Annotated in this window: 23 protein-coding genes; 12 read left to right on the top strand and 11 right to left on the bottom strand. The window is 69.4% G+C overall.

The features are described 5' to 3' along the window. Positions 1–90: 90 nt before the first annotated feature. Positions 91–972 (top strand): bile acid:sodium symporter family protein, encoded by an 882-nt coding sequence (locus tag ACFQV6_RS23910; RefSeq protein ID WP_378029796.1) that lies wholly within the window; start codon positions 91–93, stop codon positions 970–972. Positions 973–1,098: 126 nt separating this feature from the next. Here ACFQV6_RS23910 and ACFQV6_RS23905 read toward each other — a convergent pair whose 3' ends face one another. Next, positions 1,099–1,623, bottom strand: a complete 525-nt coding sequence (locus ACFQV6_RS23905; protein ID WP_378029795.1) for a hypothetical protein — start codon at positions 1,621–1,623, stop codon at positions 1,099–1,101. A gap of 127 nt (positions 1,624–1,750) precedes the next feature. Continuing rightward, positions 1,751–2,941 (bottom strand): MFS transporter, encoded by a 1,191-nt coding sequence (locus ACFQV6_RS23900; RefSeq protein WP_378029794.1) that lies wholly within the window; start codon positions 2,939–2,941, stop codon positions 1,751–1,753. A gap of 59 nt (positions 2,942–3,000) precedes the next feature. Between ACFQV6_RS23900 and ACFQV6_RS23895 the strand changes: the two genes are divergently transcribed. The 3 genes from ACFQV6_RS23895 (at position 3,001) to ACFQV6_RS23885 (ending at position 6,375) form a co-directional block, all read left to right on the top strand. Further along, positions 3,001–3,999, top strand: coding sequence for an ArsR/SmtB family transcription factor (locus tag ACFQV6_RS23895; RefSeq protein WP_378029793.1), 999 nt, complete (start codon positions 3,001–3,003; stop codon positions 3,997–3,999). An 835-nt stretch (positions 4,000–4,834) separates the two neighbouring features. After that, positions 4,835–5,617: a transposase family protein gene (locus ACFQV6_RS23890; RefSeq protein ID WP_378029792.1), complete on the top strand. Its 783-nt coding sequence runs from the start codon at positions 4,835–4,837 to the stop codon at positions 5,615–5,617. A 266-nt stretch (positions 5,618–5,883) separates the two neighbouring features. After that, positions 5,884–6,375 (top strand): DUF6301 family protein, encoded by a 492-nt coding sequence (locus tag ACFQV6_RS23885; protein WP_378029791.1) that lies wholly within the window; start codon positions 5,884–5,886, stop codon positions 6,373–6,375. 21 nt (positions 6,376–6,396) lie between these two features. Here the strand turns inward: ACFQV6_RS23885 and ACFQV6_RS23880 are convergent, their stop codons facing one another. The 5 genes from ACFQV6_RS23880 to ACFQV6_RS23860 all read right to left on the bottom strand — a co-directional run bounded on the left by ACFQV6_RS23880 (position 6,397) and on the right by ACFQV6_RS23860 (position 9,833). Continuing rightward, a complete protein-coding gene (locus ACFQV6_RS23880) occupies positions 6,397–7,191 on the bottom strand; it encodes a hypothetical protein (protein WP_378029790.1) in 795 nt (264 codons plus the stop codon). Next, on the bottom strand, positions 7,188–7,520 hold the full coding sequence (locus ACFQV6_RS23875) for a PadR family transcriptional regulator (RefSeq protein ID WP_378029789.1): 333 nt from the start codon (positions 7,518–7,520) through the stop codon (positions 7,188–7,190). The genes ACFQV6_RS23880 and ACFQV6_RS23875 overlap by 4 nt, the downstream gene beginning before the upstream one ends. A 67-nt stretch (positions 7,521–7,587) precedes the next feature. Continuing rightward, complete coding sequence (locus ACFQV6_RS23870; protein WP_378029788.1) at positions 7,588–8,016, bottom strand: SDR family NAD(P)-dependent oxidoreductase; 429 nt, start codon at positions 8,014–8,016, stop codon at positions 7,588–7,590. A 49-nt stretch (positions 8,017–8,065) separates the two neighbouring features. Then, entirely contained in the window at positions 8,066–8,317 is a 252-nt protein-coding gene (locus ACFQV6_RS23865) for a hypothetical protein (RefSeq protein WP_378029787.1), read from the bottom strand. A 259-nt stretch (positions 8,318–8,576) separates the two neighbouring features. After that, positions 8,577–9,833, bottom strand: coding sequence for a hypothetical protein (locus ACFQV6_RS23860; RefSeq protein ID WP_378029786.1), 1,257 nt, complete (start codon positions 9,831–9,833; stop codon positions 8,577–8,579). Positions 9,834–10,137: 304 nt separating this feature from the next. On the opposite strand from ACFQV6_RS23860, the gene ACFQV6_RS23855 reads away from it, so the two are divergent. The 3 genes from ACFQV6_RS23855 to ACFQV6_RS23845 all read left to right on the top strand — a co-directional run bounded on the left by ACFQV6_RS23855 (position 10,138) and on the right by ACFQV6_RS23845 (position 13,178). Further along, on the top strand, positions 10,138–10,677 hold the full coding sequence (locus ACFQV6_RS23855) for a GNAT family N-acetyltransferase (protein WP_378029785.1): 540 nt from the start codon (positions 10,138–10,140) through the stop codon (positions 10,675–10,677). A 58-nt stretch (positions 10,678–10,735) separates the two neighbouring features. Further along, complete coding sequence (locus ACFQV6_RS23850; RefSeq protein ID WP_378029784.1) at positions 10,736–12,208, top strand: GGDEF domain-containing protein; 1,473 nt, start codon at positions 10,736–10,738, stop codon at positions 12,206–12,208. Positions 12,209–12,326: 118 nt separating this feature from the next. Beyond that, on the top strand, positions 12,327–13,178 hold the full coding sequence (locus ACFQV6_RS23845; RefSeq protein ID WP_378029783.1) for an MmpS family transport accessory protein: 852 nt from the start codon (positions 12,327–12,329) through the stop codon (positions 13,176–13,178). A gap of 61 nt (positions 13,179–13,239) precedes the next feature. Here ACFQV6_RS23845 and ACFQV6_RS23840 read toward each other — a convergent pair whose 3' ends face one another. Then, positions 13,240–16,800, bottom strand: a complete 3,561-nt coding sequence (locus tag ACFQV6_RS23840; RefSeq protein ID WP_378029782.1) for a hypothetical protein — start codon at positions 16,798–16,800, stop codon at positions 13,240–13,242. 107 nt (positions 16,801–16,907) lie between these two features. On the opposite strand from ACFQV6_RS23840, the gene ACFQV6_RS23835 reads away from it, so the two are divergent. Then, the gene (locus tag ACFQV6_RS23835) at positions 16,908–17,480 is read left to right on the top strand and encodes a hypothetical protein (protein ID WP_378029781.1); all 573 of its coding nucleotides are present in this window, start codon (positions 16,908–16,910) and stop codon (positions 17,478–17,480) included. Positions 17,481–17,565: 85 nt separating this feature from the next. Here the strand turns inward: ACFQV6_RS23835 and ACFQV6_RS23830 are convergent, their stop codons facing one another. The 3 genes from ACFQV6_RS23830 to ACFQV6_RS23820 form a co-directional block, all read right to left on the bottom strand. Next, a complete protein-coding gene (locus ACFQV6_RS23830) occupies positions 17,566–17,697 on the bottom strand; it encodes a hypothetical protein (RefSeq protein WP_378029780.1) in 132 nt (43 codons plus the stop codon). A gap of 81 nt (positions 17,698–17,778) precedes the next feature. Beyond that, entirely contained in the window at positions 17,779–17,985 is a 207-nt protein-coding gene (locus tag ACFQV6_RS23825) for a hypothetical protein (protein WP_378029779.1), read from the bottom strand. Then, complete coding sequence (locus ACFQV6_RS23820) at positions 17,982–20,060, bottom strand: serine/threonine protein kinase (protein ID WP_378029778.1); 2,079 nt, start codon at positions 20,058–20,060, stop codon at positions 17,982–17,984. Before ACFQV6_RS23820 ends, ACFQV6_RS23825 begins: the two co-directional genes overlap by 4 nt. A gap of 296 nt (positions 20,061–20,356) precedes the next feature. Here ACFQV6_RS23820 and ACFQV6_RS23815 point away from each other — a divergent pair, with 296 nt between their 5' ends. The 4 genes from ACFQV6_RS23815 to ACFQV6_RS23800 all read left to right on the top strand — a co-directional run bounded on the left by ACFQV6_RS23815 (position 20,357) and on the right by ACFQV6_RS23800 (position 24,994). After that, positions 20,357–21,061, top strand: a complete 705-nt coding sequence (locus ACFQV6_RS23815; RefSeq protein ID WP_378029777.1) for a ThuA domain-containing protein — start codon at positions 20,357–20,359, stop codon at positions 21,059–21,061. After that, positions 21,031–22,128 (top strand): Gfo/Idh/MocA family protein, encoded by a 1,098-nt coding sequence (locus ACFQV6_RS23810; protein WP_378029776.1) that lies wholly within the window; start codon positions 21,031–21,033, stop codon positions 22,126–22,128. Before ACFQV6_RS23815 ends, ACFQV6_RS23810 begins: the two co-directional genes overlap by 31 nt. Positions 22,129–22,322: 194 nt before the next feature. Beyond that, complete coding sequence (locus ACFQV6_RS23805; protein WP_378029775.1) at positions 22,323–23,684, top strand: DUF1996 domain-containing protein; 1,362 nt, start codon at positions 22,323–22,325, stop codon at positions 23,682–23,684. A gap of 146 nt (positions 23,685–23,830) precedes the next feature. Next, a complete protein-coding gene (locus ACFQV6_RS23800; RefSeq protein ID WP_378029774.1) occupies positions 23,831–24,994 on the top strand; it encodes an endo-1,4-beta-xylanase in 1,164 nt (387 codons plus the stop codon). The last annotated feature ends 34 nt before the right edge of the window (positions 24,995–25,028 follow it).

The following is a 25,028-nucleotide window of genomic DNA, read 5'->3' as shown; positions in this document are numbered from 1 at the left end:
CGGATCTCATCGATGCTTCGATGTCAACGGCTTGGGGTCGGCTGAAATGAGGATTCCTCGCTTCTTGAACCTGAGGCAGAATCCTGCGCCATGGACTCGCCATTGACGGCTGTCGGTCTGCCGATCGCGCTCGGCATCATCATGCTCGGCCTGGGCCTCGGACTGACCGTCGCCGACTTCCGCCGCGTCGTGCGCTACCCCAGGCCGGCACTGATCGCGCTCGGCTGTCAGGCGCTGCTGCTGCCGGTGCTCTGCTTCGGCCTGGTCGTCGCGCTGGACCTGCCGCCCGCCCTCGCGGTCGGCATGATGCTGCTCGCGGCGTCACCCGGCGGCACCACGGCGAACCTGTACAGCCACCTCTTCGGCGGGCACGTGGCGCTCAACGTGACGCTCACCGCCGTCAACTCGGTGCTCGCGGTGGTCACGCTTCCGCTGGTCGTGAACCTCTCCGCGGCGTACTTCCTCCCCGACAGCGGATCCATCGGCCTGCAGTTCGACAAGGTACTCCAGGTCTTCGCGATCGTCCTCGTACCGGTCGCGATCGGCATGGCACTGCGGGCACGCTTCCCGGGCCTCGCCGACCGCCTGTCCCGCCCCGTCAAGATCGTGTCTGTCGTGGTGCTGGTCGCGGTGATCGCCGGCACCGTGCTCAAGGAACGCGACAACGTCGCGGACTACTTCATCGCCGTCGGCCTCGCGGTTCTCCTCTTCAACATCACAAGCCTTGCCATCGGGTACGGCGCGCCGAGGCTGGCCGGCGTCGGCAGGCGCGAGTCGATCGCCGCCGGGATGGAGATCGGCATCCACAACAGCACCCTGGCGATCACCGTCGCGGTCAGCCCCACGCTGTTGAACAGCACCGAGATGGCAATCCCCGCCGCCGTCTACGGCATCGTCATGTTCTTCACCGCCGCCGCCTTCGGCTTCCTCGTCACCCGCCGCCGCGAGCCCGCCGAAGTCCCCGCCGCCTGATCCCCGCTCCGGCACTCGCCCAGCTGAATCTTCGCGGCTGGCTCCCGGTGCTGCCTCACGGCTGTTTGAGGCAGCACCCACGGCCGGCCGGAGCCGCGTCAGCCCGCGCTCTAACCCCAGCGGAAGCTACGTTGCGACCGGCTGGACCGCCGCCGCATCGGGGCGCCGAAAGATCTCCTCGAGCGCCTGCTCGCCGAAGTCCGGCGGATTGTTGACGAAACTCTGGTTCACCCGCGGCGACCACATCGACCCGAACCGCATCCAGAACGTCTGGAAATACGGGCTGTGGTCATAAACGTACGCGAAGTAGCTTTCCCAATCACCCGCGTATTCACCGAGCACGTCCTCACTGGTGACGCACATTTCCGCCATGTTGGCCATCATCACCGACATGCATGCCAGCTCCGCGCACGTCTTCGAGTCGTCCGGCACCGGCTCATCGGCGTGAAAATAGGGCCAGAGATCGGCCCGCTCGATCAGCAGCTTGTCGAACTCCAGCCACCGCACAGTGATGTTCTGGTAGAAGTGGGCACTATTGATCTTCCCGTTCTGCGCGATCTGCCTGCGTAGCAGCGTCCCCTGCCAGAAGGTGGCCCCGAATGCGGCCACCGCCACGATCAATCCGACGATGCCAACCTGCAAGGCGGACATGAATGATCCTCTCCATTGAGGCGCCCGTGCGTTTCCCGGCCGCCTTAAGAGGATGGGGCACGAAGTCAAATCTGTCAGTGCCAATTTGCATTTAACCCATTGCAGTGGATCATTCTCGAATGAGTGATTAAGCGGCGCTTAAGAAAGGGGCCTCGCTTGCGGTCACCGGGCGCACCTTCGGCGCCAGTACGAGGGTAGCCACTATGGAGATCACTGCCATGACGGTGATGGCGGCAGCTGGTGAGAGCGCCTCGGCGGTGAGGCCGGCGAGACCCGCGCCGACCGCCTGCATCGCCATCAGGCCGGAGCCCTGCAACCCGAGCGCCTGCCCGCGGATGTTGTCAGGGCCGAGGGCGACCAGCCGTTCCTGGAGCACCAGCGAGCCCGAGTAGCCGACGGAGGCCAGCGCGACCGCGACCGCCGCGAGGGCGAGGGGTGGGTGAAAGGCGAAGATGACGTACGGGACGGCGAGCAGCAGCCGCAAAAATACCGCGGCACGTTGCCGCCAGACCGGTGGGAGGAAGCGTCCGGTGAGTACGTCACCGGCGAGCATGCCACCCCCGGCTGCGGCGAGCAGAACACCGGCGCGCTGTGGGTCGTACGGGACAAAAAGCGCCTCGCAGCCCACGATGAAGCCGTTGGGCACCCACAGAGCGAGGTACAGGTAGCGGTGTCGTGGCGAGGTGAGCAGCAGCTTGTTGACCCGCCACGTCTCCCGCGGTGTCGGGCGCCCGATCGCGCGCGCCGGCCGGGCGGTCAGGCCGGTACGCGCGAGTACCGCACCGACCAGGTACAGCGCACTTGCCAGCAGCAGCGTCTCGCGTGGCGACATGATCGCGAGCAACAGGCCACCGGCGGCGAACCCGGCGATCTGCATCGTGCCGGTCGCGATGTTGAGTGTCGAGCGGCCGAGCACAAAACCGTCCGGGCCGAGGATGTCGGTCAGCAGGCCGTACCGCACACCGCCGGCGATCGAACCGACCACACCCTGCACGAGCAGCACCGCGACGATGGCGAGAGCCGGCAGCCCCGGTGCCGCCAGGGTCGCGGCACAGAGCGCGAAGATCAGGCTGGTGCCGGTCAGCGCGGCGCGGGGCGGCAGCCGGTCGGCCGCGGAGCCGAGCAGCAGCGCGCCGGCCAGCTGCGCCAGCTGGGGACCGAACATGCTCAGTGCCGACAGCAGCGGCGAACCGGTCGAGGAGAAGACCGTCGTGGCCAGTGCCAGCCCGCCGACGGTGGTCGCGGCGTTCTGGGCACAGGTCAGCGCGAACAACGGAGTGAACTCCGCGGTGGCGAACAGGCGTGCGTACGTGGACATGACGGCGAGCCTGACGGTCGTACGCCTGCCTGTCGTAATGTTTCGCAGGTGCGCGAAAGGTGGTGCTGACGGTGACCTGGTGGCGCGTCGACGCGGAAACGGTCGCGACCAGCCGTTTCGTCGTCTCCGAGCTGGCCGAGGCGACCGCCGCGCTGATCCTTCTGCACCGTGACCGGGCCGCGCTCCCCCACGAGCGGGAGTGGCTGCGCGCCCACCGCCCGGCCTACCTGACCATGATCGCCGCCGACCCACCGGTCGCCGCACTGGTCCGCGCCGCCCTCGGCCGCCAATGGCTCGCCGACTTCCTCAGCCCTCCCCCAGCCGCCGGCCCGGCCCCGTTCGCCACGGCGGTCGAGGCCGTCCGCTCGGCCCCACCAGACCGGGCCCGCCACGACATCCGGGTCACCCTTGACCGAGAACTACCACCAGAACTCGACCGCGACGACCTTCCGGAGCTCGGCGCCCGCCTGCTCGAGTGGGTCTGGCACCACACGGTCCAGCCCACGTGGCACCGGCGCCGCCAACTCGTCGAGGCGGACATCGTGGCCCGCACCCGCCAGCTGAGCCTCGCCGGCTGGGCAGCGGCAGTCGCCGACCTACGCGGCGAGATGCGCTGGCTGGGCGACGGGCGCCTGCAGATCAACGCGTACGACTACCCAGTCCGCGACATCTCGGGCGCCCCGCTACTGTTCGTACCGGTCACCATCCGCGCCGGCTGGGTAAGCTGGCACGACCCCCACCCCGACCGATATGCAGTGATCTATCCCTGCGCGGCCCCCTTGTCCGAGGCCGACCACACAGTCCCCCCGGACGCCCTGGCCCGCCTCCTGGGCCCCGCCCGCGCCCGCGTCCTGCTGCTGCTGGAGACCCCCAAGACCACCACCCAACTGACAGCGGTAACCGGCCAGGTCCTCGGCTCCATCGGCCGCCACCTGACCATCCTCCACGACGCCGGCCTGGTACTACGCCGCCGCACCGGCCGCACCGTGCTGTACTCCCGAACGGCGGTGGGCGACGCACTCACCACCGCGAGCGCCCCACCCCCACCCCCACCCTGAACTGCCCCTACCCCAACACTTTCGCTCCACCAATTTCCACCTTTCCCACAGCGTGGTGACCCACGCGAACCCGGCCATTTCCGCCAACACCGAGTAACACCTCGACCACCTTCCTGCGGCGCCCACCTGAATTCAGTAAGAGCCCAGAACGAGCCATTCGCGGCGGGCGCCGGGGGTGACGTTGTAGCCGCGGGCGCCGTGGCTGGCGCAGGAGCCGTGGCCGACGCGGGTAACGCTGCTGGCGTAGATGCCGCGGCCGGCGCAGGCAGGACCGGCGGCGCAGGTCGCGCAGGCGGGGCGGCCGGCGCAGGCAGGACCGGCGGCGCAGGTCGCGCAGGCGGGGCGGCCGGCGCAGGCGGGACCGGTGGCGCGACTGCTGCGGGAGAGTTCGCAACGGCAGGCGCTGTCACCAGCCCCGCTCTGCTCCGCGCGATGCGTCGAAGCTTCAGGGCATGGCGCTGCTGCAAGCCCCACGCACGATGCCTTTCGTGCACACGGCGAAATTCGTCACGGGAGGCAGAATAATTGCGAGAAGCGGTCCGATCACGCATATCCGCGATTTCTGACCTACTGAAGAACGATGCCTGCCCCATACAAATAATTCTTCCGCACTCGCGCCCCGAGGTGTAAGCAGTCGATCATGCCACCTGCATTTCTGGCACATCTCATCCACAGGTCACGGAAACGATTATCGAACGACCCTCAAGCAATGAGCCTTTTCCAAGCTGATCTTGCAGCTCAGGGCGGGTGTGGCGGACCCGATGATCGAGGGGTGCGAGGCTTCAGATAGGACAGCTCTCGACCAAGACCCGAAGCCCCGACCGGGAGCCTCGCCATGCTGTCCTACCCCGCCACGATTCCGTTGTCCAGCCGGACCCTGAACCACCTCGCCGACCGCATCCGCAGCCACCGCCAGCAGCGCCGATCCCGATGGCGGCGCCTCGAGCCCGGCCGCCAAGCCCTGCTCGCCCTGGCCCACCTGCGCAACGGCGACACCTACACCCGCCTCGCGGCAGGCTTCCAGATCGGCGTCGCCACCGCCTGGCGCTACGTGCAGGAAGCCATCGCCCTGCTCAGCGCAGCCGCCGACGACCTGAACACCGCCATGGCACGCATCCGGCCGCTCGCGTACGCGATCCTGGACGGCACGCTGATCCCGATCGACCGGGTCGCCGGCCAGAAGCCCTACCACTCCGGAAAACACCAACGCCACGGCGTGAACGTGCAGGTCATCGCCGACGCCGCCGGCCGGCTCATCTGGGCATCACCGGCACTCCCCGGCTCGGCGCATGATCTGACCGCCGCCCGCACCCACGGCATCATCGACGCCCTGGCCAGCGAGAAGGTGATGACCTTCGCCGACAAGGGATATCAGGGCGCCCGCGGCAGCGTGCGGACCCCGTTCAAGCGGCGCCGATTCCGGCCCAAGCTGTCCCGCCGGCAGAAGGCCGTCAACCGCGCCCACGCGAAGATCCGCGCCCGCGGCGAACGGGCCATCGCCACCCTCAAGACCTGGAAAATCCTGGTCAAGCTGCGCTGCTGCCCGCGTCGAGCCACCGCAATCGTGCAGGCCATCCTCGTCCTGCACCACGTCGAGTCACCGCATTACGCAGGATGAAAACGGCTCAATATCTATACCGCTGCGGCCACTGGACACGAGCGGATCGAGTGGCTGCTCGTGATGGAGGACAAAGCGGGCTGAAGGACAAAGCGGGCTGAAGGACAAGGCGGGCTGAAGGACGGGGCACGGGCTGAATGAGGAGCGCGGGCTGGAGGAGGGCACGAAGCTCAAGGAACACAGTCAGCTCGGCAGGATGGCCGGCACTCCGTAGAGCGCAACACCTGTGGCAGGATCCCACCCCGGCATCCCGCAAGGAGAGACGCATGACCACCTGGCTGCAGGGCAGCTCCGAAGCGCTCCGTTCCTTGATGGCCGGAGTGCGAGACACCAAATGGTCCTGGCAGACCTCCGACGTCGAAGACCTCTGCCGGCGGATGGGCTGGACCCTGCTCGAGGTCACCAAACGCGGCTCCGCCTTCGCCGACGCCGGCCTGGGTGTGCCCGGAGACCAGGTCCGGATGCTGGCCAGCGACGGCCACGTCGACGACATCAGCATCCGGATCACCCAGACCGTCAGCGACGGCGGACCCGAGAGGGACCGCTTCATCGCCGACGCCTTCGCCGGCGCCGTTGCCAAGGGTGTAGCGGCACTGGGTGAACCCACCGATAGGCAGCACACGGAACCGCCGACAGTGCGCTGGCGCCTGGACGAGTCCACGGTCCTCGTCAAGAACCTCGAGGTCGCCGTAACGGTGACGTGGGCGAGCAACAGGTTCCAGGACGACTGGGACCGGATCGAAGAAGCGCTGTCCTGAGAGGGGCGCCGGCGAGAGCGTTCAGCGGCGCGACAGAGAAGGCACCGAGCGGAGTCCCCGCCACAGCGCGACCGCCCCGATGACGCAGGCGAACAGGCCGGCGACGAGATCGGCCAGCACGTAGTACTGGACGTCTTTGAAGATGCCGTCGACGGCCTCGATGAGAAGGGCCACGCCGCCCAGTCCGAAAGGGATCCCGAATGCCAGGCCAATGGCTCTGCGGGACGGCGTCCAGGATGGTGCGCCGAGCGCGGTCGTACGCCGGAGGATCAACAACGCAGCGATGAGAGCCACCCCAATGCCGGCGGTGAGCTGGTAGGGGAAGCCGTTGTCCACCCCGGGAAGCAGGCTGGTCTCCTGCTGATACGCGTGCACGCAGTCGATCGGCAACGGTGGCATCCACGCGCCCTCGCACATGGGCTGCCCACCGAACCGGTCCGTCGCTATGAGGAGCCGGGTCCACGGCCAGCTGAGCATCCAGGTGGCGGCGCCGCTCAGCCCGTACCATGAAATTGCCGTTGCACTGAACGCCCAACCCCCGGTCAGCAACCGGCGCGGGGAGACGCGCAAGGTGCCGGCGCTTGCCGGAACGCGACGGACGATGGTGGCCGCGGCGCCGAAGCGGCTGACCGCCTCCCGCTCGGCCACCTCGGCGTCAAGGCCGCGGGCACGTCCCTCGGCGGCGGCCTCGGTGAGGTGCTCCTCGGTCTCGATCAGCAATCGCCGACCGTTTCCGCCCGTGCCGGCGAGCAGGTCGAACATCTCGTCGAGGTACTGATCGACGGGCCCCTCGCCGTTTCCGGCCGCGGCGGTCACGCGGGGCTCCCGGCAGCCATCGGACCGATAATGGCCTGAACGCCGACCACGAAGCCGCGCCATTCCTGCTTCTTGGTGGCGCGGGCGCGGTGGCCCTCGTCGGTCAGCTCGTAGACCCGGCGCCGGCGCGGCGCCTTCTCGTCCCACCGGCTGGCCACCAGGCCGGCGCGCTCCAGACGCTGCAGTGCCGGATAGACGGTGCCCTCGGGAAGGTCGAACGTGCCGTCCGATCGGTCGCGCAGGGCGGTGATCACGGCATATCCGTGCACCGGGCCGGCGTCGTGCAGCACCGACAGCAGGAGGAGATCGAGATGACCGCGAATGTCCATGCCCAGGAACCCTAGGCATAGCTGATCTAGGTGTCAACGCTCGGCTGACGGTGAGTGCACGATCGGCTCATCGCCTCCCCACATCTCCACCACCGTCCCGCCGCCTCCCGCCCGGACGAGGTCCACGATGACCGCCAGGCAGCACCATCGGAGCGATGAGATTGAGGTTGATCGTCGCTGCCCGCTCCGCGGCACTCGCCTGCGGATACTGTCGCTGCGGTGTCCAGCCGCCGGCATTGTTGACCAGCACCCGAAGATCACCGAGTTCGTGCGCGGCCGCCACGATGTCCGTCGCGGCCGCAGGCTCCCGAACGTCCAAGCACAACGCGCGAGCGGGCACCCCCAACTCCTCGATCAACCGCACACAAGCCCGAGCGGCCGACTCGTCAGCGTCGACAACAACGATGCCGTAACCAGCGTGAGCCAGGCCGAGCGAGATCTCGCGCCCCAGCCCATTGCCGCCGCCGGTGACGATCGCAAAACCAACCACAATCACATCCTTTCCGGTACGGTCAGAGCCCGCTGAAGGCCCGGATCAGCGCTGATCAGAGCCTGCTGAACGTTCGGGTCAGCGCCGCCGCGACGGCCGTGAACAGTAGCCAGCCGAGCGCGATCAACAAACAAGCCAGCCATGACGCGCCCCCGCCGACACCGAATGCGACCTCCTGCCCGAAGTTGGCGATCGGAATCAGCAGATCAAGGGTGTAGACCACCGGATTGAACGCCACACCCGGGCGCCCGCCGCTGGGCGGATTGAAACCGAAAACGGTAGCCGCACCCGACCACTTCGGCGCCACGCAAACGCAATGCCGCCTGATGCCCGGGCTCGGCCGGTCGAGCGCCGAGCAGCAGCGCCCGGAGCACCGAGGCACGCACCACGCGGAAGCTGTCCCCGGTCAGTTCCACTCTCCGCCCGGCCGGAAAGGCGTCCCACATCTGCTGTTCAGCTGCGGACAAGGTCCCGAGCTCGGCTGGAATCATGCGGGAACTCTGCCGTGCGGGCACGCCGCAGGACAAGCGACATGATCACAAGTGGACAGTCGCGAGCGTAGGCAGTCAGGCACCATCCGACGGGTTCGTCCGGCCGGAACCGGGGTCCGGCAGCACGCGGGCTTTTGTGGCGACGCTGTTCACCAGGCTCTGCGCCCGCTGATCCAGGAATTGGGTGAACACCTGTTGGGCGAACCCGAACACGATCGCGTACGCCAGAATTTGTATCGGCTTGTCGATGGCGCTGAAACCGGGAACGAATTCGCCGGCCAGCAGAATGATGCCGACAAGACCCGTGAGAGCGCCGGCGGGAAGTTTCAACAACGTGATCGGTATGGAGACGTTGTACGGGGTCGCATTGAGGTAGAGGTCCCGGAGGAACAACGCCGCGGACACCGCGCCGCCCACCAGGCCGAGCGCCGCGACAATGAAGAGGTCGAGCCGGGACGGCACGGTGTGCAGTTGGGTGATTTCGTCCAGTCGCACTGCCTTCACGGGGCAGGCCACGTTGGGTGCGGTGAGGTCCAGCGGCGGCGGATTCTGCACGAAGCACAATGGCACCAGGTTCGGCCGCCAGGCCGTGATCCCGATCAGGGTGCACAGCAGCAACGTGGTGACGAAGATCCCGATGATCAGAACGTTCCGGAACGTGCGAAGCCTTGATCGCTGCCGATCGGCCGCAGCGTGGCCCGCCTCGATCACCTTGCTGAGAGTTGCCGTGGAGACCGCGTCGCCCCGGTCGCCGCGTCGCCGAAGCCGTTGAGCGACGTCCCGCATCGGATTCTCGGCGCTGAGGGACTCCAGCGCCCTCCGTGCCGCCTCCGGGACCTCAGCTCTGGTCTCCTCCTCGCTGTAGAGGACTGCCAGCCTCGCCTCAGCGTTATGGGTGTATCTGAACGCCGCCTCGACGCAGTTCCCCGACCACCAGCTCTGGATCCGCCGGTATTTCGGGATCTCACCGTGCGCCGCGGAAGTGGCCAGGTCCAGCAGTTTCTGCACGGCATCGAACGCCGCCTGCGCCTCCCGCTTGGCTTGCTCGGCCGCAGCAACGCGAGCCTCTCGTCCCGACCACAACCACGTTCTGCGCCGCCTGAACTCGCCGGAGTCGACTGCGGACGACGATTCCGGCGACAATTCGCCGCCGCTTCCCGTGGATCGCAATCCGAGGCGGGTGCAGATTACGTGCGACTTCGCTCTAAGAAGATCAATTTCGGCCATCGCGTCCTGCGCCCACAACTTGTCGCGGGCGGCACCCGGCGGCCCCTGACGAGAGTCATCGACCCTGGTAACCATCAGGACCTCCGTAACGATACGGACGCTCAAAGTACAGGCTCGACCCAGCGCATTGGGCGATATATCAGCCTAGCCGTCCGGAGTAACGACTCCCGGCGCACTGATCTTCGCGCCAGCAGCCCGCGAGGCCGCCACCGTCAGCTACCCACCCCGCATCCGAACCGCAACGGACCGCCACCCTGATGGGTGCCTGAATCAGCAGGCGCGCGCGGTGAGGTTGCGTGAGAGCTGGTTGTCGCTCCGGCGTGGGTAGAAGCGCACGGTCGGGTTGAGCTCCGGGACGACGTGATAAACCGGGTGCCCCACCGACCACCGTGCTGGTATCACTGCAAGCATGGCCCAGCTCGGCACACCGACCGTTCTCGTCCACGCGTCCTTCCTCGCCGCCATGGCCGAGTTCGCCGACGAGGCACGGGGGTCGGCCGCCGACGCGACCGAGATCGGCCGTGAGATCCGCACCTTCGGTGCTTCCTGGGAGACATCCGAGGGGTTCGCTGACTACGTGCGGTGGCTCACCGATCAGGTACGGGAGGACGCTCCCCGGCCCGAGGGACATGTCCCGGCGACGAACCTCTGGCTGACCGACGGCGACGAGTATCTCGGCCGCATCGCGATCCGGCACCGCCTCACCGACCAGCTGCGCCTGTTCGGCGGGCACATCGGCTACGACGTCCGCCCGTCGGCCCGCCGCCGGGGTCACGCGACCACGATGCTGAGGGGAGCACTGACCGTCGCGCACGGCCTCGGCATCACCACCGCGTTGCTGACCTGCGACATCGACAACGTGGCATCTCGCCGGGTGATCGAGCGCAACGGCGGCGTGCTCCAGGACCAGTACGAGAACAAGTGGCGCTACTGGGTTCCGACAGCTTGACCGGCGGGGTTCACGTGCCGCGTCTCAGATCCTCCTCGCCGGAACCGATATCCCTGTCGTGGCGACTTCCGGTATCCGCCGGCTGTGGACCGGCTACTGCGCCGTCAGTGTAGTTCTGACGGTGGTCCGCATCATCGTGCCCGAAGGGTCGGCACCGGCATCGCTGATCACCTTCTGCTACCCCGTGTTGACCATCGCCGCGATCGCCCTCGGTGTCCGGTTCAACGGGCCGCCGCGGAAACTGCCGTGGGTCCTGCTGCTGATCATGACGATCTGCGGTGGAGTGGGCAACGTCGTCATATCGGTCTACCTGGTCAAGGGCGGGGTGCCGTTCCCGTCCCCGGCGGACGTCCTGTTCCTGGCCTGTTATCCGCTCCTGCTCGCCGGGTTGATGCTGCTGGTCGACGGGATGTCCTGGCGCCGGGACCGGGCCGGGATCCTGGACACGCTGATGGTCACCGTGGGTCTGGGGCTGGGCATCTGGCTGCTGTTCCTGCGTGACCTGATCGGGCCGGCCATGCCCCTGGAGACCCGGGTGGTCACCATGGCGTACCCGCTGGCGGATCTGCTCCTGCTCGCCGGGGTGATCCGGATGTTCACGTCCTCGGTCCGGCACGGCCCGGCCTTCTGGCAGCTGGTCGGTTCCCTCGCGGTCCAGGGCCTGGCCCATGTCGCCTGGGTCTGGCAGTCGTCGCACGGAACGAACCACAACGAGCTGGCACCCGCGTTCGTGCTGAGCGCTCTGCTGCTCGGTGGCGCCGCCCTGCACCCGTCGATGGCGAAGGTCGGCGGCGAGGGCATCCGGCCGTCCGCCGGCGTCACCACGCGCCGGGTGCTGCTGATCAGCTCGGGATGTCTGCTCAGCCCGGTGCAGCTGATCGTCAACGGGGTGACCGCCCACGGAGGGGTCGACTGGCTGGCCGCGTCGATCTGCTCGATCCTGGTCTTCCTCCTGCTCATCGTCCGCATCCTCGGGTTGGTCCGCACCGTTCAGGAACAGGCCGACCAGCTGGAGTCGATCGCGTACCTGGACGGGCTCACCGGCATTCCCAACCGCCGCGCCTGGGACGCCGAGCTCGAGCGCCGGCTCGCCGCCGCGAAGCGCGCCGGTGACACGCTTGTCGTCGGCCTGATCGACCTCGACCACTTCAAGCGCTACAACGACCTGCACGGCCATCCGGCCGGTGACGAGCTGTTGCGGACCGCGAGTTCGCTCTGGCAGGAGCAGCTGAGGGCCGGTGATCTGATCGCCCGCTACGGCGGTGAGGAGTTCGGGCTCATCCTGCACTGCCGGCTGAAGGACGCGGCGATCATCATGGACCGGCTGCAGGAGGTCACCCCCGAGACGCAGACCTTCTCCGCCGGCCTCGCCCAGTGGACCGGCCAGGAGTCGGCCGAACAGCTCAGCGCGCGTGCCGACGAGGCCCTCTACGCGGCCAAGCGGGACGGCCGTGACCAGTTCTGCGTCTGCGGCCACCCGGCACTCACCGACCAGCACACCGATTTCCTGAGTGGCGCCTTCACACGCTGACGCGCCCAAGAAAGAGCAGGATCTCATCGTACGATCGACGCGCTCGGCCCTCCGAAAAACGTGACGGTCGCCGTTCCGGATCGTGACCACGTTGCGCACGGGCCGTAACGTCGGAACCGTGACCAGTTTCGATGGTGGCGCCTCCGCGCGGAGCGACCCCCCGATCGACGGAACAGCCCAGGACAGCCGCCACGACGCCGACGATCCGGTACGCCGGACCCCGCCCGCCGACCCGTGGCTGACCGAGGCACACACCTCGGTCCTCGGCGACGCCACGTCGCTGCATGACCTCACCGCGACCGGCGAAGCACCACCCACCGCCGAGCCGCCACCGACCGACACGACACCCTTCGCCGCCCCCGCACCGTTAGCCACCGCACCATTCGCTGCCCACGCGCCGTACAACGAACCGCCGTACAACGAACCGCCGCGCCGTCGCGCGGGCCGATGGATGGTGGCGATCCTCGCCGCATGCGCGTTGTTCATCGCCGGAATGCTGGCCCTCGACCAGTTCGGACCCGGCGACGACGACGCCAAGCAATCGGCTCCGTCCACCGGAACGAAAACCGTGCCCACCGATGCCGCCACCGCGCAGGTAAGGGCACCCACCACCGGCGCTCGCGTTACCCCGTCAGCCGGCGTGGCAGCTGCTACCCCGTCGGCTGCCGTGGCGGCGGCGAACGCCGGCGCACCGGAAGTGGTCTACGAGGTGACAGCCAGCGGTTCGCGCAACCGGGGCAGCGTGAGCTACACCGACCAGGACGGCGACATCATCCGCCGCAACGGCATCCCGTTGCCATGGCGCGTCACGTTCCCGGCGTCGGCCGACTACAAGCCGCTCGTCCTCATCGCACAGCGCACCGGCGGCGGCGACGCGGGCCCGGTGACCTGCACCATCACCCTGGACGGCAAACTGCTCGCCTCCACCACCGCGGACGGAAAATACGCCGCACCCCAATGCAGCGGGTGAACCGCGGGCAACGAAGAACCGGACCTGCCAGGCGGCAGGTCCGGTTCCGTATCGAAAATACTCAGGCAGCCGGGTTGACGGTGAAGGACACCTGGGCGGCCGAACCGGCCAGGCCGGCACCGCTCAGGGCGGTCACCTTCACTGCCACCGGTGTGGGCCGGACCGCGGTCACGCTGACCGGGGCCTGGAAGGTGGACCCGTCGACGGTGGCGACGATCTTCCCGTTGACCTCCACCCGGTAACCGCTGATGCCCGAGCGACCCGCGGCCGGAGCCGTCCAGCCGACGGTGAACGACGTGCCGGTGGTTCCCTTGGCGACGGGGCTGGTGATGACCGGCGCCGCCGGCTTGGCCGAGTCGACCAGGACGGTGCCCGCGGGCGCGTCGGTGGTCAGGCCAGCCTGGTTGACCGCCTGGACGGCGACCGCCCAGGATCCGTCCTCCGGCACCGTCACGGTGGCCGTTGTGGCGGTCGCCGTGGCGGTCGTCTTGATCGTCCTGATCCCGTTCGAAGCGATCACCACGTAGCTCCTGATGCCCGACTCGAGGTCGGCGGCGGGCGTCCACGTGACCTTGACGGCCCGGGCCGCCTGGACGGCCGGCAGCGTCACCGGCTGGGCGGCGACCGGCGCGGTCGTGTCGAACCAGAGCGCACCGGCCGACGCGGCGGCGCTGCTGTTGCCCGCGATGTCGACGGCCGTGACCGTCCAGGTGTGCCTGCCTGCCGGGGTGGTCACGGTCGCTGTCGTCGCTGTCGCCGGGACGGTGGTGACCGGGGTTCCGTCGAGGGAGAGCACGTATTCGGCGACGCCGCTGGTGCGGTCGGTGGCCGCCGTCCACCGCAGCACGGTCTCGCTGCCGGCGCCGGACACCGTCACCCTGGTGGCGGCGGTGGGTGCGGTCTTGTCGTACGTGTAGGCGACGGACGCGGCGGTGGAGCTGAGCCCGGCACCGTTGACCGCGGCGACGCTGACGGTCTGCCGGCCGTCGGCCGGCTGGTACGAGTAGCTGGTCGCCGTGCCCGGCACGGTCGTCCTCCGGGTGCCCACCGTCACCACGTACGAAGTGATGCCGGAGTCGCCGTCGGCTGCCGCGGTCCAGGTGACGGTGACCGGGCCGGTCCGGGTGGCGCTGTCGGCCGACGGTGTCAGGATGGCCGGCTCCGACGGGGCGGTCTGGTCGGTCCACGCCGTGTACTGGACGGCCGGTCCGACATTGCCGGCGGCGTCGACCGGGGTGATCGTCCACGTCTGCCGCCCGCCGGAGGCCGTCACCGGGGCCTCGGGCTTGGTGACGGCGACCGCGGCGCCGCCGTCGGCCTGTACCCGCCACGACACCGGCGAGCCGGAGCCGGTGGCAGCGGCCCAGGTGAGCTTCGACTTGTCGGCGGACAGTTTGATCGTCGTCGCCGCCGGCGGTGCGACCGTGTCGACCTTCACCGCGGCGGTGGCGACCTTCGAGGCCACGCCGGCGAGGTTCTTCGCGACCACGCTCACCGTGTGGGTGCCGTCGGCGGGCACTGTCATCGTCGCCGAGGTGGTGTTCCCGTCGACGGTAGTCGACTTGCCGCCGGCGGTCACGGTGTAGGAGGCGATCCCGGAGCCGGGCGCTGACGCGGGGTCCCAGGTGACGCTCACCTGCCGGCTGTTCTGCCAGGTGCCGTCGGGAGAGGTGAGTGCCGGCGGTACCGGAGCGGTCGGGTCGATCCACAACGTGGCCTCGGTGGCGGTGCCGGCGTTACCGGCCGCGTCCGACGGTGTGACCGACACGGTCCGCTGACCGGCCGTGATGCTCACCTTCGCCGTCGTGGTGGTCACCGTGGCGGCGAGCGCGCCGTCGATGCGCACCGCGTACGAGCGGGCGGTGCCCTTGTCCGCCGCGGCGGTCCAGGTCACGGACTTGCCGTCGGCGGAGACCTTCAGGCCGGTGACGGGTGCCGGTGCGATCGAGTCGCGCGGGAAGACCTTCGCCGTGCTGCTCTTGACCAGGCCGGAACCGTTGACCGCGACCACCACGACCGAGTTGTTCCCCTCGGCCAGCGGCACGTCGGCGGTCAGCGTGTCGCCGTCCGTCTCGGCAGCGAGGGTGCCGTTGACCATCACCCGGTACGCGGAGATCCCGGACTCCTTGTCGGCGGCCGCGGTCCACGTGATCGTCTGCGACGCCGCGTTCGTCGGGCCCGCCGCCGTCACGATGACCGGGGCGGCCGACGGGGCCGTGGTGTCCTTCACGCCCGACACCTCGACCGTGGCCTTCGTCGGGCTGATCGAGGTCACCTTCACCGACTGGCTGGTGCCGGGGACCTGCCACACGCTGTTGACCGGCAGGTTCGCCGCCGAGAACGCCGTCCTGGTGCCGGGCTGCATGTCCAGCAGCTGGGTGGTGGGAGGGTTCGTCGCCGTCCGCAGGCGTACCTGCACTCCGGCCCAGCCCGGTGACCGGGTGTCCCGGCCGGCGGCCGGCCGGAAGTCGACGAACACCGTGCCGACCGTCGTCGCGATCCGCAGGCCGCTCGTGCCCGAGTGCGCCGACAGCGCGGACAGGTCGACAGTGGTCTTCTGCGACGCGGGCGCCGTGACCGTCTGCTGCAGGCCCAGGTAGTCACCGAACGCCGCGTTCAGGTTGCCCGACGCCATGCCCTGCCGGGCGAAGCCCATCACGTCGGAGGTGTCGTAGTACTGCTCCACGGTGCACGAGCTCGACAGCGGGACGCGGGCGCCGGACGCCGTACACGTCGCCCTGTTTGCGTGTCCCAGGCCGAGGTTGTGGCCGAATTCGTGGGTGAGCACGTCCTCCCACGGGTAGCCGTTGATCCAGATCATCGAACCGTTCACGGATCCCAGACCGGCCCACGAGCAGCCCGACTGCTGCGGGAAGTACACCGCGACGTGCTCGTTCACCCTGTTCGGGGCGGATACGGCGTGCTCGGCGAGCGCGGCCTGGAAGATCGCGGTGTAGTTGCAGCTCCCGGAGGGCGCCGACACCTGCTTCCAGTCGCGGACGTCCACGCTGATGTCGATGCCGCCGTTTGACTGCTCGTCCCAGTAGTCCTTCGCCTGGTTCGCGAGGCCGGTGAGCGATGCCTGGGTCGCGGTGTCCTTCGCCGACCAGAACACCGGCAGCACGGTCAGCCTGTGCGCACCGACCGCCGCCTCCTGCGTCTCCGCCGACTGCGCCCGCGCCGCCGCCTGGTTGGACGTCACCGGCCCGGTCAGCCGGGCGGCGACGACAGCCGCCGAACTCTGCCCCAGCGCCCTGGCAGTGCTCACCGCCGGCACCGGCATGGTCTCCGCCGCGTCGGTCAGCGCCGCCGTCCGGCTGGTGCCGGGCCGTACGCGCAGCTGAACCGTGGCCCGCTGACCCGACTCCGCTCCGGACAGGTATCCGGCGGGAACCGGCAGCAGCAGGTCGTTGACCCGTACGAATGCCTGCTTCTGCTCGGTGTGCGAGGTCAGCGCACCGGGCTCCGGATCCACGATGACCGACTCCACAGTTCCGTCGACCGACAGGGTCTCGGTGGCGGTGGCCGCGAACGCGGTGCCCGGCGCGAGCCAGGCGGCCGCGACCGCTGATGTGAGAAACGCGCCACCAAGACTGTGGGCGAACAACCGACTGGGTGCCATGCGCTCAGACATCGACCGTGCCGGGCGCGACCTGAAGGGAACCCCGCGAAGATCATCGAGCCCGCCACTTGAGGGTTTCCAGGCCCTGGTCGCTACAGTTCGCGATCATGGGACACGTCTTCGCCCGCCTCGCCGGTCACGGCCTGGTGCTGACACCGCAGTGGCCGTACACCTTCGAGCGCCCCGACGCTGCGAGCGACGCTGTGCTGGTGACGCATTGGCGGGACGACGGCCCGGCGCAGGCAGTCGTCGACCCGGCGGACGCACACGGTGTGCCCGGGATCGTGGACGTGACCCCCGGCCCGGACTACGCGTTCTGGGTCATCGAGACCTCGGCCTTCGACACCGTCTGGCCACCCGGCTGGGCCGTCGAGTCGTCCCTCGCCCCCTACTGCCTGACCGGCGAGCACGACGCGTCGATCTCCGTGCAGGGCCCGGCGGAGATCACCGACCCGGACTCGATGATCGCCCCGGGCCAGACGGTCGTCGCCCGCCGCAGGATGGGCGATGACGTTCAGGTCCTCGAGCTCGCGTACGAACACGACGGCGAACCGTGGTGGCAGGGCGTGTACCTGTACCCGCGCAAGAACGGTCGCGTGCTCGTCTTCACCGCGCAGTCCCGTGAGCCGGGGACCACCGCTGCCCGCCACGGTGTGGAGTGGATGCTAGGCCTGGTGTGAGCGGCTTCGGCGATCCCGCACTGGTCACAGCCTGGCCGCCCCGTCCTGGACCGTGCGATCCCCGCCCCGCACCGATAGCGGCATCTCAGGGGCACGCGTCGACCACCCGGGTCCACGGCCGGAAGATGCCGTGGTCGCGTCGCCCGGTCAGGCGATCCGCCTGCTTTGCCGCCTCCATCAGTTGCTCGGTGGTGAGCGGTACGGCGGCGAGGTACACCCGGCCGACGTGGTGACAGAGCTCCGAGCAGTCGTTGAAGGGCCCTAGCGGTTCACCGGCCAGGGCCGCCAGATCTTCGAACTACCATCCCAGCGCTCCGGACACGCCCTTGATCTGTTGCAGGTTGTGCCAGGCACCGTCCAACATCCCCGCGATCGTGCTCCTGGACAGCCCGGTGAACGGCAGCTGTCGCAGGCTGAGGCCGCGATTGCGCAGGTCGGCGGCCACACCGAGAAGGCGCTCGGCGCCCTGGGTGAGGAAATCCCGAAGCGCCTCGGCCCGGGTCACGGGGTGTAGACCTCGGCCATCGCGATCATCGCGCCGTCGACGGTCTTCACCTCGGCCAGTCCGCCCTCGCCGATCCGCTCGGCGAGCTTCGCGGCGCTGATCGGGCAGGTGCCGACGGTGACGGGAGTGCCGGCGCAGCGCTCGGGATCGTCGAACGTGCTGGCGAGTTTGGGCTTGGCCGAGGTCGGCAGGGTCACGACCATGCGGCTGTCCTCGGTCACCCAGGCCTGTTCGCAGGGCGCGTCCGGCGAAGCCGTCACCTCGAACGTCCTGCAGTATTCGTCGCCGGTCAGGAACAGCACCGGCTCCACCACGATCGACCGCGATTTCGGGTAGTACGCCCGGACCTTGACGATCGACGTGCTGTTTCCCCGCCGCAGGTCGGCGAAGGAGGGCACGGACGCGGCCGGTGACGGCGGGACATCCTCGATCGGCCTGATCTCGGCGTTCGTGACGACCGCCTTGGCCGTCACCTCGTCGATCTTCGCCGGGTCGGCGTGGCCGACGCCGAAGGCCACCTTGCCGGCGAGCAGGCTCGGGTCGGTCAGCGTCGCGTCCAGTACGGCCGTGCCGTCGACCGTGACCGACGCGACGTCGCCCCGCAGGCTGAGCACGACGGTGCGGCGGCGGCCGGGCTCGAACAGGTCCGAGGTCACCGAGCCGAGCGTGGTGATCCGGACGGCGCCGTCGTGGCGGATCCGGATGTCGCGCGGGCAGAGGTCGAGCCAGTAGGAGCTGTCGCCCGCGGACCGGAATTCGACCTCGGCGCAGGAGTCGACGCTGGCGACGGTGACGTCCGCGGAGATCGACTGGTCGCCGGCGAACGTCTCCTTGGTGCCGGGGCACACCAGCGTGACGCTGGGCGCCGTCATGACCAGGCCGTCCTTGAAGGAGCAGCGGCCACCGTACGCGTCGGTGGTGGCCTTCCACTGCCCGGGCCGGTCCAGGGCGTCGACCACCCACGGGCCCCGCACCGCGCCGGGTACCGGCAGGACGGCCTGCTCGATCGGGGCCGCTGTGGAGATACTTGGTGTGGCCTGGTCACGGCTGTACAGGCCGGCGGCACCCATGAGCAGCGTGGTGACGGCGGTGACTGCGATGACCGTACGCAAGCGCCTGCGCCTCTGGGGCACCGGCGCGACCGGAACACCTGGCCGTCGGCCGCCGCCGGAGGCGTACCGGCCGGAGAGCTGTGCCGCTTCCGCGGCCTCGCGCAATCGCGGGTCGAGCGTAGGTGGCCGGCTGATCACGCGCGGGTCGGTGTTCTGTGCGAGCAGCAGGTCGAGCAGCTCGTGCGCGGTGGGCCGCTCCTCCGGATCCTTCGCCAGGGCGAGCGCCACGAGGTCGGCGAGCGTCCCGGTCAGGCCGGTCAGGTCCGGCGGCTGGGTGAGGATCCGGGCTGCGGTGGCGGCCGGCGAGTCGGCCCGGAAGGGGGTGCGGCCGGTGCCCGCGTACGCGATGACCGCGCCCCACGCGAACACGTCGGCGGCCGGGGTGATGTCGCGGTGCACACCGTCGAACCGTTCCGGCGCCATGTACGCGACGGTCCCGACCATCTGGTCGGGATGCGTGTGCTGGCTGGTCACCTCGAGCGCCCGGGCAATCCCGAAGTCGATGACCTTCGGCGAGCCGAGCGCGAACAGCACGTTGCGCGGCTTGAGGTCGCGGTGGATCACACCGGCGCCGTGGATCGCGGTCAGCGCGGTGGCCACCCCGACCGCGACGCCGTGCAGGCGGCTGTCGGCCAGCGGGCCCTCGCGCGCCACCACCTCGTCCAGGCTCGGGCCGTCGACGTACTCCACGACCAGGTAGGGCGTGCGGTGCTCGGGGTCGGCGTCGAGGACCGCGGCGGTGCAGAACGGCGGCACCTGCCGGGCACGTTTGACCTCGCTGCGGAACCGTCCGCGGAACTCCTCCTCGTGGGCGTACTCCGGCTTGATGATCTTGATGGCCACCAGCGGGCCGTCGTCGCGCCGGCCGAGGAAGACCGCGCCCATGCCGCCCTCGCCGAGCCGGGCCAGCAGCTCGTAACCGCCCAGCGAGTGCGGGTCGCCGGGTCGCAGCGGGCTCTTCATCGATCAACCCATCGAAGTTCGGATCATGACCGGCATACAGTACGCAGTCGGTCCGCCTGGTGCGATGACCGCATACGTTCACCGGGTGGCCGGCCGCGCGTCGCGGGTGGAGAAGTACTGGTGAGTGGCTCACCGCGCGGACTCTCGCGGCTCTCGCGGACTCGCGCGGGGATGAGCGGGTGGCGGCGGCAGGGGCGGCGCAAGCGACGGTGGGCGCGCACGCAACGCGACCGTGCGCTTCCACACCCGCCCCTGCGCCCTGGGCGGAACCGGTCTCGGTCTGATAGGCGTTGACGATGACCAACGCTCTGGTGGTACGCGGCGGCTGGGAAGGTCATCGGCCGGTCGAGGCCACCGAACTCTTCCTCCCGTTCCTGGCTGACAACGGCTTCGAGGTCCGGATCGCCGACTCGGCGGCGATCTATGCCGACGGGCCGGTGATGGCCGAAACCGATCTGATCGTGCAGTGCGTGACGATGTCGTCGATCGAGCCGGAAGCGCTGGCCGGCCTGCGGTCCGCCGTCGCCGCGGGCACCGGTTTCACCGGCTGGCACGGCGGCATCGCCGACTCGTTCCGCGCCTCGTCGGACTATCTGCAACTGGTCGGAGGCCAGTTCGCCACCCACCCCGGAAAGGACCCGGCCGCGCGCACCGGGGACGAGACCGACAACTTCCTGGCGCACACCGTCGAGTTCACCGCGCTCGGCCGGGAGCACCCGATCACCTCCGGGCTCGACGACTTCGCGCTGACCACCGAGCAGTACTGGGTGCTGCACGACCATCTGATCGATGTCCTCGCCACCACCACCCACCCCGTCCAGCCGTGGCATCCGTGGCACCGCCCGATCACCTCGCCGGCCATCTGGACGAGGCAGTGGGGCGAGGGCCGGATCGTCGTGACCACACCCGGTCACAGCCTCGACATCCTCGAGGACCGCACCGTACGCACCGTGATCGAAAGGGGCATGCTGTGGGCGAGCCGCACCGCATCGGCATCGTAGGGACCGGGTGGATCTCCGGCGCGTACCTGCGGACCCTGCGTGACCACCCGGCCGTGACCATCGCGGCGGTGGCCGATCTCGACGCCTCCCGCGCGGCGTCGGTCGCCGAGGGCATCACCGGCTGCCGCGCCCTGCCTGTCGACAGCCTTCTGCGGGACGACTCCATCACCACGATCCTCAACCTCACGGTCCCCGCGGCGCACGCTTCGGTCGCGCTGAGTGCCATCACGAACAACAAGCAGGTGTACGGCGAAAAGCCCCTCACCTCGGACATGTCCTCGGCACGGTCCCTTCTGGAGCGGGCCGCCACTGCCGGCGTCGCTGTCGGCTGCGCCCCCGACACCGTCCTCGGCACCGGCGTGCAGACCGCCCGCGCCGCCGTCGACGCCGGTGCGATCGGCCGCCCGCTGTCCGCCGTGGCGGTGATGGCGACACCCGGCCACGAGCGCTGGCACCACCACCCCGACTTCTACTACGTGCCCGGCGGCGGCCCGCTGCTCGACATGGGCCCCTACTACCTGACCGCCCTCGTGCACCTGCTCGGCCCGGTCGCCGCCGTCACCGGCGCCTCCTCCCGCCTGCGCGCCACGCGCGTGATCGGCTCCGGCCCGCGGGAGGGTGAGCGGATCCCGGTCTCGGTGGACACGCACGTGACGGGAGTCCTGCACCACGCGAGCGGTGCCCTCTCCACGATCACGACCAGCTTCGACGCGGTCCGCACCACTGCCGCCCCGATCGAGGTGCACGGCGAGACCGGCACGCTCGCTGTGCCCGACCCCAACCTGTTCGCCGGCGACGTCCGGCTCTTCGCACTGGGCGCATCCGAGTGGCAGACCGTGCGGCCGTCCGCCGGATACGCGGATGCGAGCCGGGGCATCGGGCTGCTCGACATGCTGACCGCGCCGGCGCCGCGGGCGAGCGGCACCCTGGCCCTGCACGTCCTCGACGCCATGACGTCCCTGCTGCGCTCGGCCGGCGAGGGGCGCCGCATCGAGCTGACCACGACGACCGAACGTCCCGACCCGATGCCGCTGGTCCCAGCCGCGACGTGGCGGTCCCGGCCCTGACCACGCCCTGCCCCGACCACGCCCTGCCCTGACCACGCCCTGCCCTGACCACGCGCGGCTCACCGAAGAAAGCGCTTCCCCAGAGTTTGCGCACGTTTCCGCATATGACGGTGATCGCCGTGCGCCCATATTGAGAAAGCGCTCTCTCGCGCCTGATACTCCTCGAACCCGATCCCATGCTTCGAGGAGCGTCGATGCCTTCACCCCCGCGCGTCCGCATGCTGTTCGCCGCGTTCCTCGCGGCGTCAGCGACCACGGTGATCCTTCCCCCGGGAACCGCCGAGGCCGCCACCGTCACCGTCCAGGCCGAGGCCTACGCCGCGCAGTCCGGCACGCAGGTCGAGGCGACAGCCGACACCGGCGGCGGGCAGAACGTCGCCTACCTCGCCAACGGCGACTGGCTCCGCTACGACAACGTCGACCTCGGCGCCGCCGGCGCGCTGACCATCCAGGCCCGGGTGGCGTCCGCGGTCGGCACCGGCAGCGTCGAGCTGCGCACCGGGTCGGCGACCGGGCCAGTCCTCGCGCAGCTGGCCATCACCGCGACCGGCGGCTGGCAGAGCTGGCGGACCCTGACCGCGACCGCCGCCAGCCACCCGGCCGGTGCGCAGACCGTGTTCGCGGTTCTGCGCAACACGACCGGCGGGGACTTCGTCAACATCAACTGGTTCTCGTTCGGCGACGGCCGGCCCGCCGACCCCGGCCAGGGCTGGATCCCGATCGACCAGGCCGCGTGGAACGCGCAGCTCGCCCAGTTCAACGCGCTCGTGCCCCGGGCAGTGCCGGCCGACACGGTCCGGGTGCCGGAGTTCAACGCGACCTGCGCATACAGCCACTCGCGCCCGGACGACCCGATCATCTTCCCGGGCCTGCCGGGTGCCTCGCACATGCACTCGTTCCTCGGCAACGACCGCACCGACGCGAACACCACCACCGGCACGCTGCTGGCCAACGCGGGCACCACCTGCCGGCCGGCTCCGGACCTGTCCGCGTACTGGATCCCGACCCTTTACCAGGGCGACCGGGCGATCGAGCCGAAGGACGTCGTCGTCTACTACGGATCCCGGCTCACCGACCCGTCGGTGACCAAGCCGTTCCCGCAGGGCTTCCGGATGATCGCCGGTGACGCCAAGTCGCAGACGCCCACGCCGGCCGGCTCGGTGAACGCGTTCTACTGCGCCGGCCCCGGCGGGGAGATCGGCCGCAGCGCGGACGGCAACTGGCCGGTCTGCGCGCCCACCGCCGTCCTCATGTTCCACCTGGTGTTCCAGGACTGCTGGGACGGCAGGAACCTGGACAGCCCGACGCACAAGGCACACATCTCGTACAGCTATGACGGCACGTGCAAGGGCGAGTATCCGGTCGCCATCCCCAACCTGTCGTTCCTCATCTCGTACCCGACGAGCGGCACCACGGCCGGCTTCCGGCTCGCTTCGGGCATGGCGTCGTCGATGCACGGCGACGCGTTCTTCGCCTGGGACAACCGGGCGCTGGGCGAACGCGTGAAGAACTGCCTCGTACAGAAAGCCAAGTGCAACACCGAGGGCAACTTCTGAGATCCGTACGCGAGCGCGCGGGGCCGGCCGGTCCCGCGCGCTCGCTCTTGACCGCCTCCGGAACGACGCATAGATTCCTATCGTTACTTCCGGAAGTGGTCCGAAAGTTTCGGACGCGCTTCACCGTACTCGTTCAGGGAGTTCCCGTGCGCCGTCCTTGGCTTCCCCTCGCCGTCATCAGCGCCACCGCACTGCTGGGCGGACAGCTCACCTTTGCCGGCTCCGCCGCGGCAGGCGGTTCCGGCCCGGTGGCCGCCAGGCCATCACCGAGCCCGGCCTATCCGGCCGACTCGCTGCGGGCGCTCGCCGCGCGGGTGGGCCTGCGCATCGGCACCGCCGTCAACGCGGACCAGCTCGGCACCAACGAGAAGTACACGCAGATCACCGCGCAGCAGTTCTCCAGCGTCACCGCGGAGAACGTCATGAAGTGGGCGGAGGTCGAGCCCACCCGCGGCACCTACACCTGGGAGAAAGCGGACCAGCTCGTCGCGTTCGCGAAGAAGAACCGGCAGTTGGTGCGTGGCCACACGCTGCTCTGGCACAACCAGCTCCCCGCCTGGCTGTCGTCCGACGGATACACCACCACGCTGCCCGACGACGAGGTGAAAGCGGTCCTGAAGAAGCACATCCAGGCTCAGATGCGCCACTTCAAGGGCGACATCTGGCAGTGGGACGTGGTCAACGAGGCCTTCGACGACAACGGGAAGCCCCGCGAGACGATCTGGTACAAGGCCTGGGGCGGCACCGGTTACATCGCTGACGCCTTCCGCTGGGCGCACCAGGCCGACCCCAAGGCCCTGCTCATCTACAACGACTACAACCTGGAGTTCACCGGACCCAAGAGCGACGCGGTCTACGCGCTGGTGCAGTCGCTGAAGGCCCAGCACGTGCCGATCCACGGCGTCGGGTTCCAGGGTCACCTGTCCACCCAGTACGGCTATCCCGACCTGCGCAACAACCTGGAGCGTTTCGCCGCACTCGGCCAGAAGGTCGCCCTGACCGAGGTCGACGTCCGCACTCAGACCAAACCGGACGCCGTCAACGAGCCGGTCAACGCGCTGGCCCCGTACGCACAGGAGAGCTACTGGTCCCGGACGCTGCAGGCGTGCCTGGCCGTACCCGCCTGCATCTCGTTCACCCCGTGGGGCTTCGGCGACGCCTACTCCTGGGTGCCCGGCTGGTTCTCCGACCCGCAGGAGGGTGCTGCCCTGATCTACGACGAGCAGCTGAACCCGAAGGGGCAGTACCACGTGCTCCAGCAGGACCTGGAGCTTGCCGCGGGTGCACCGCACCGTCACGGGCACCGCTGAGCGCTGTCGCATGCCGGCGCCCCGGACGGGGCGC

This window comes from Actinoplanes sp. GCM10030250 (assembly GCF_042666575.1).
In the GTDB taxonomy this organism is placed as follows: domain Bacteria; phylum Actinomycetota; class Actinomycetes; order Mycobacteriales; family Micromonosporaceae; genus Actinoplanes.
The sequence above is the reverse complement of the archived record's forward strand: the minus strand, read 5'-3'. Positions and strand labels throughout refer to the sequence as shown.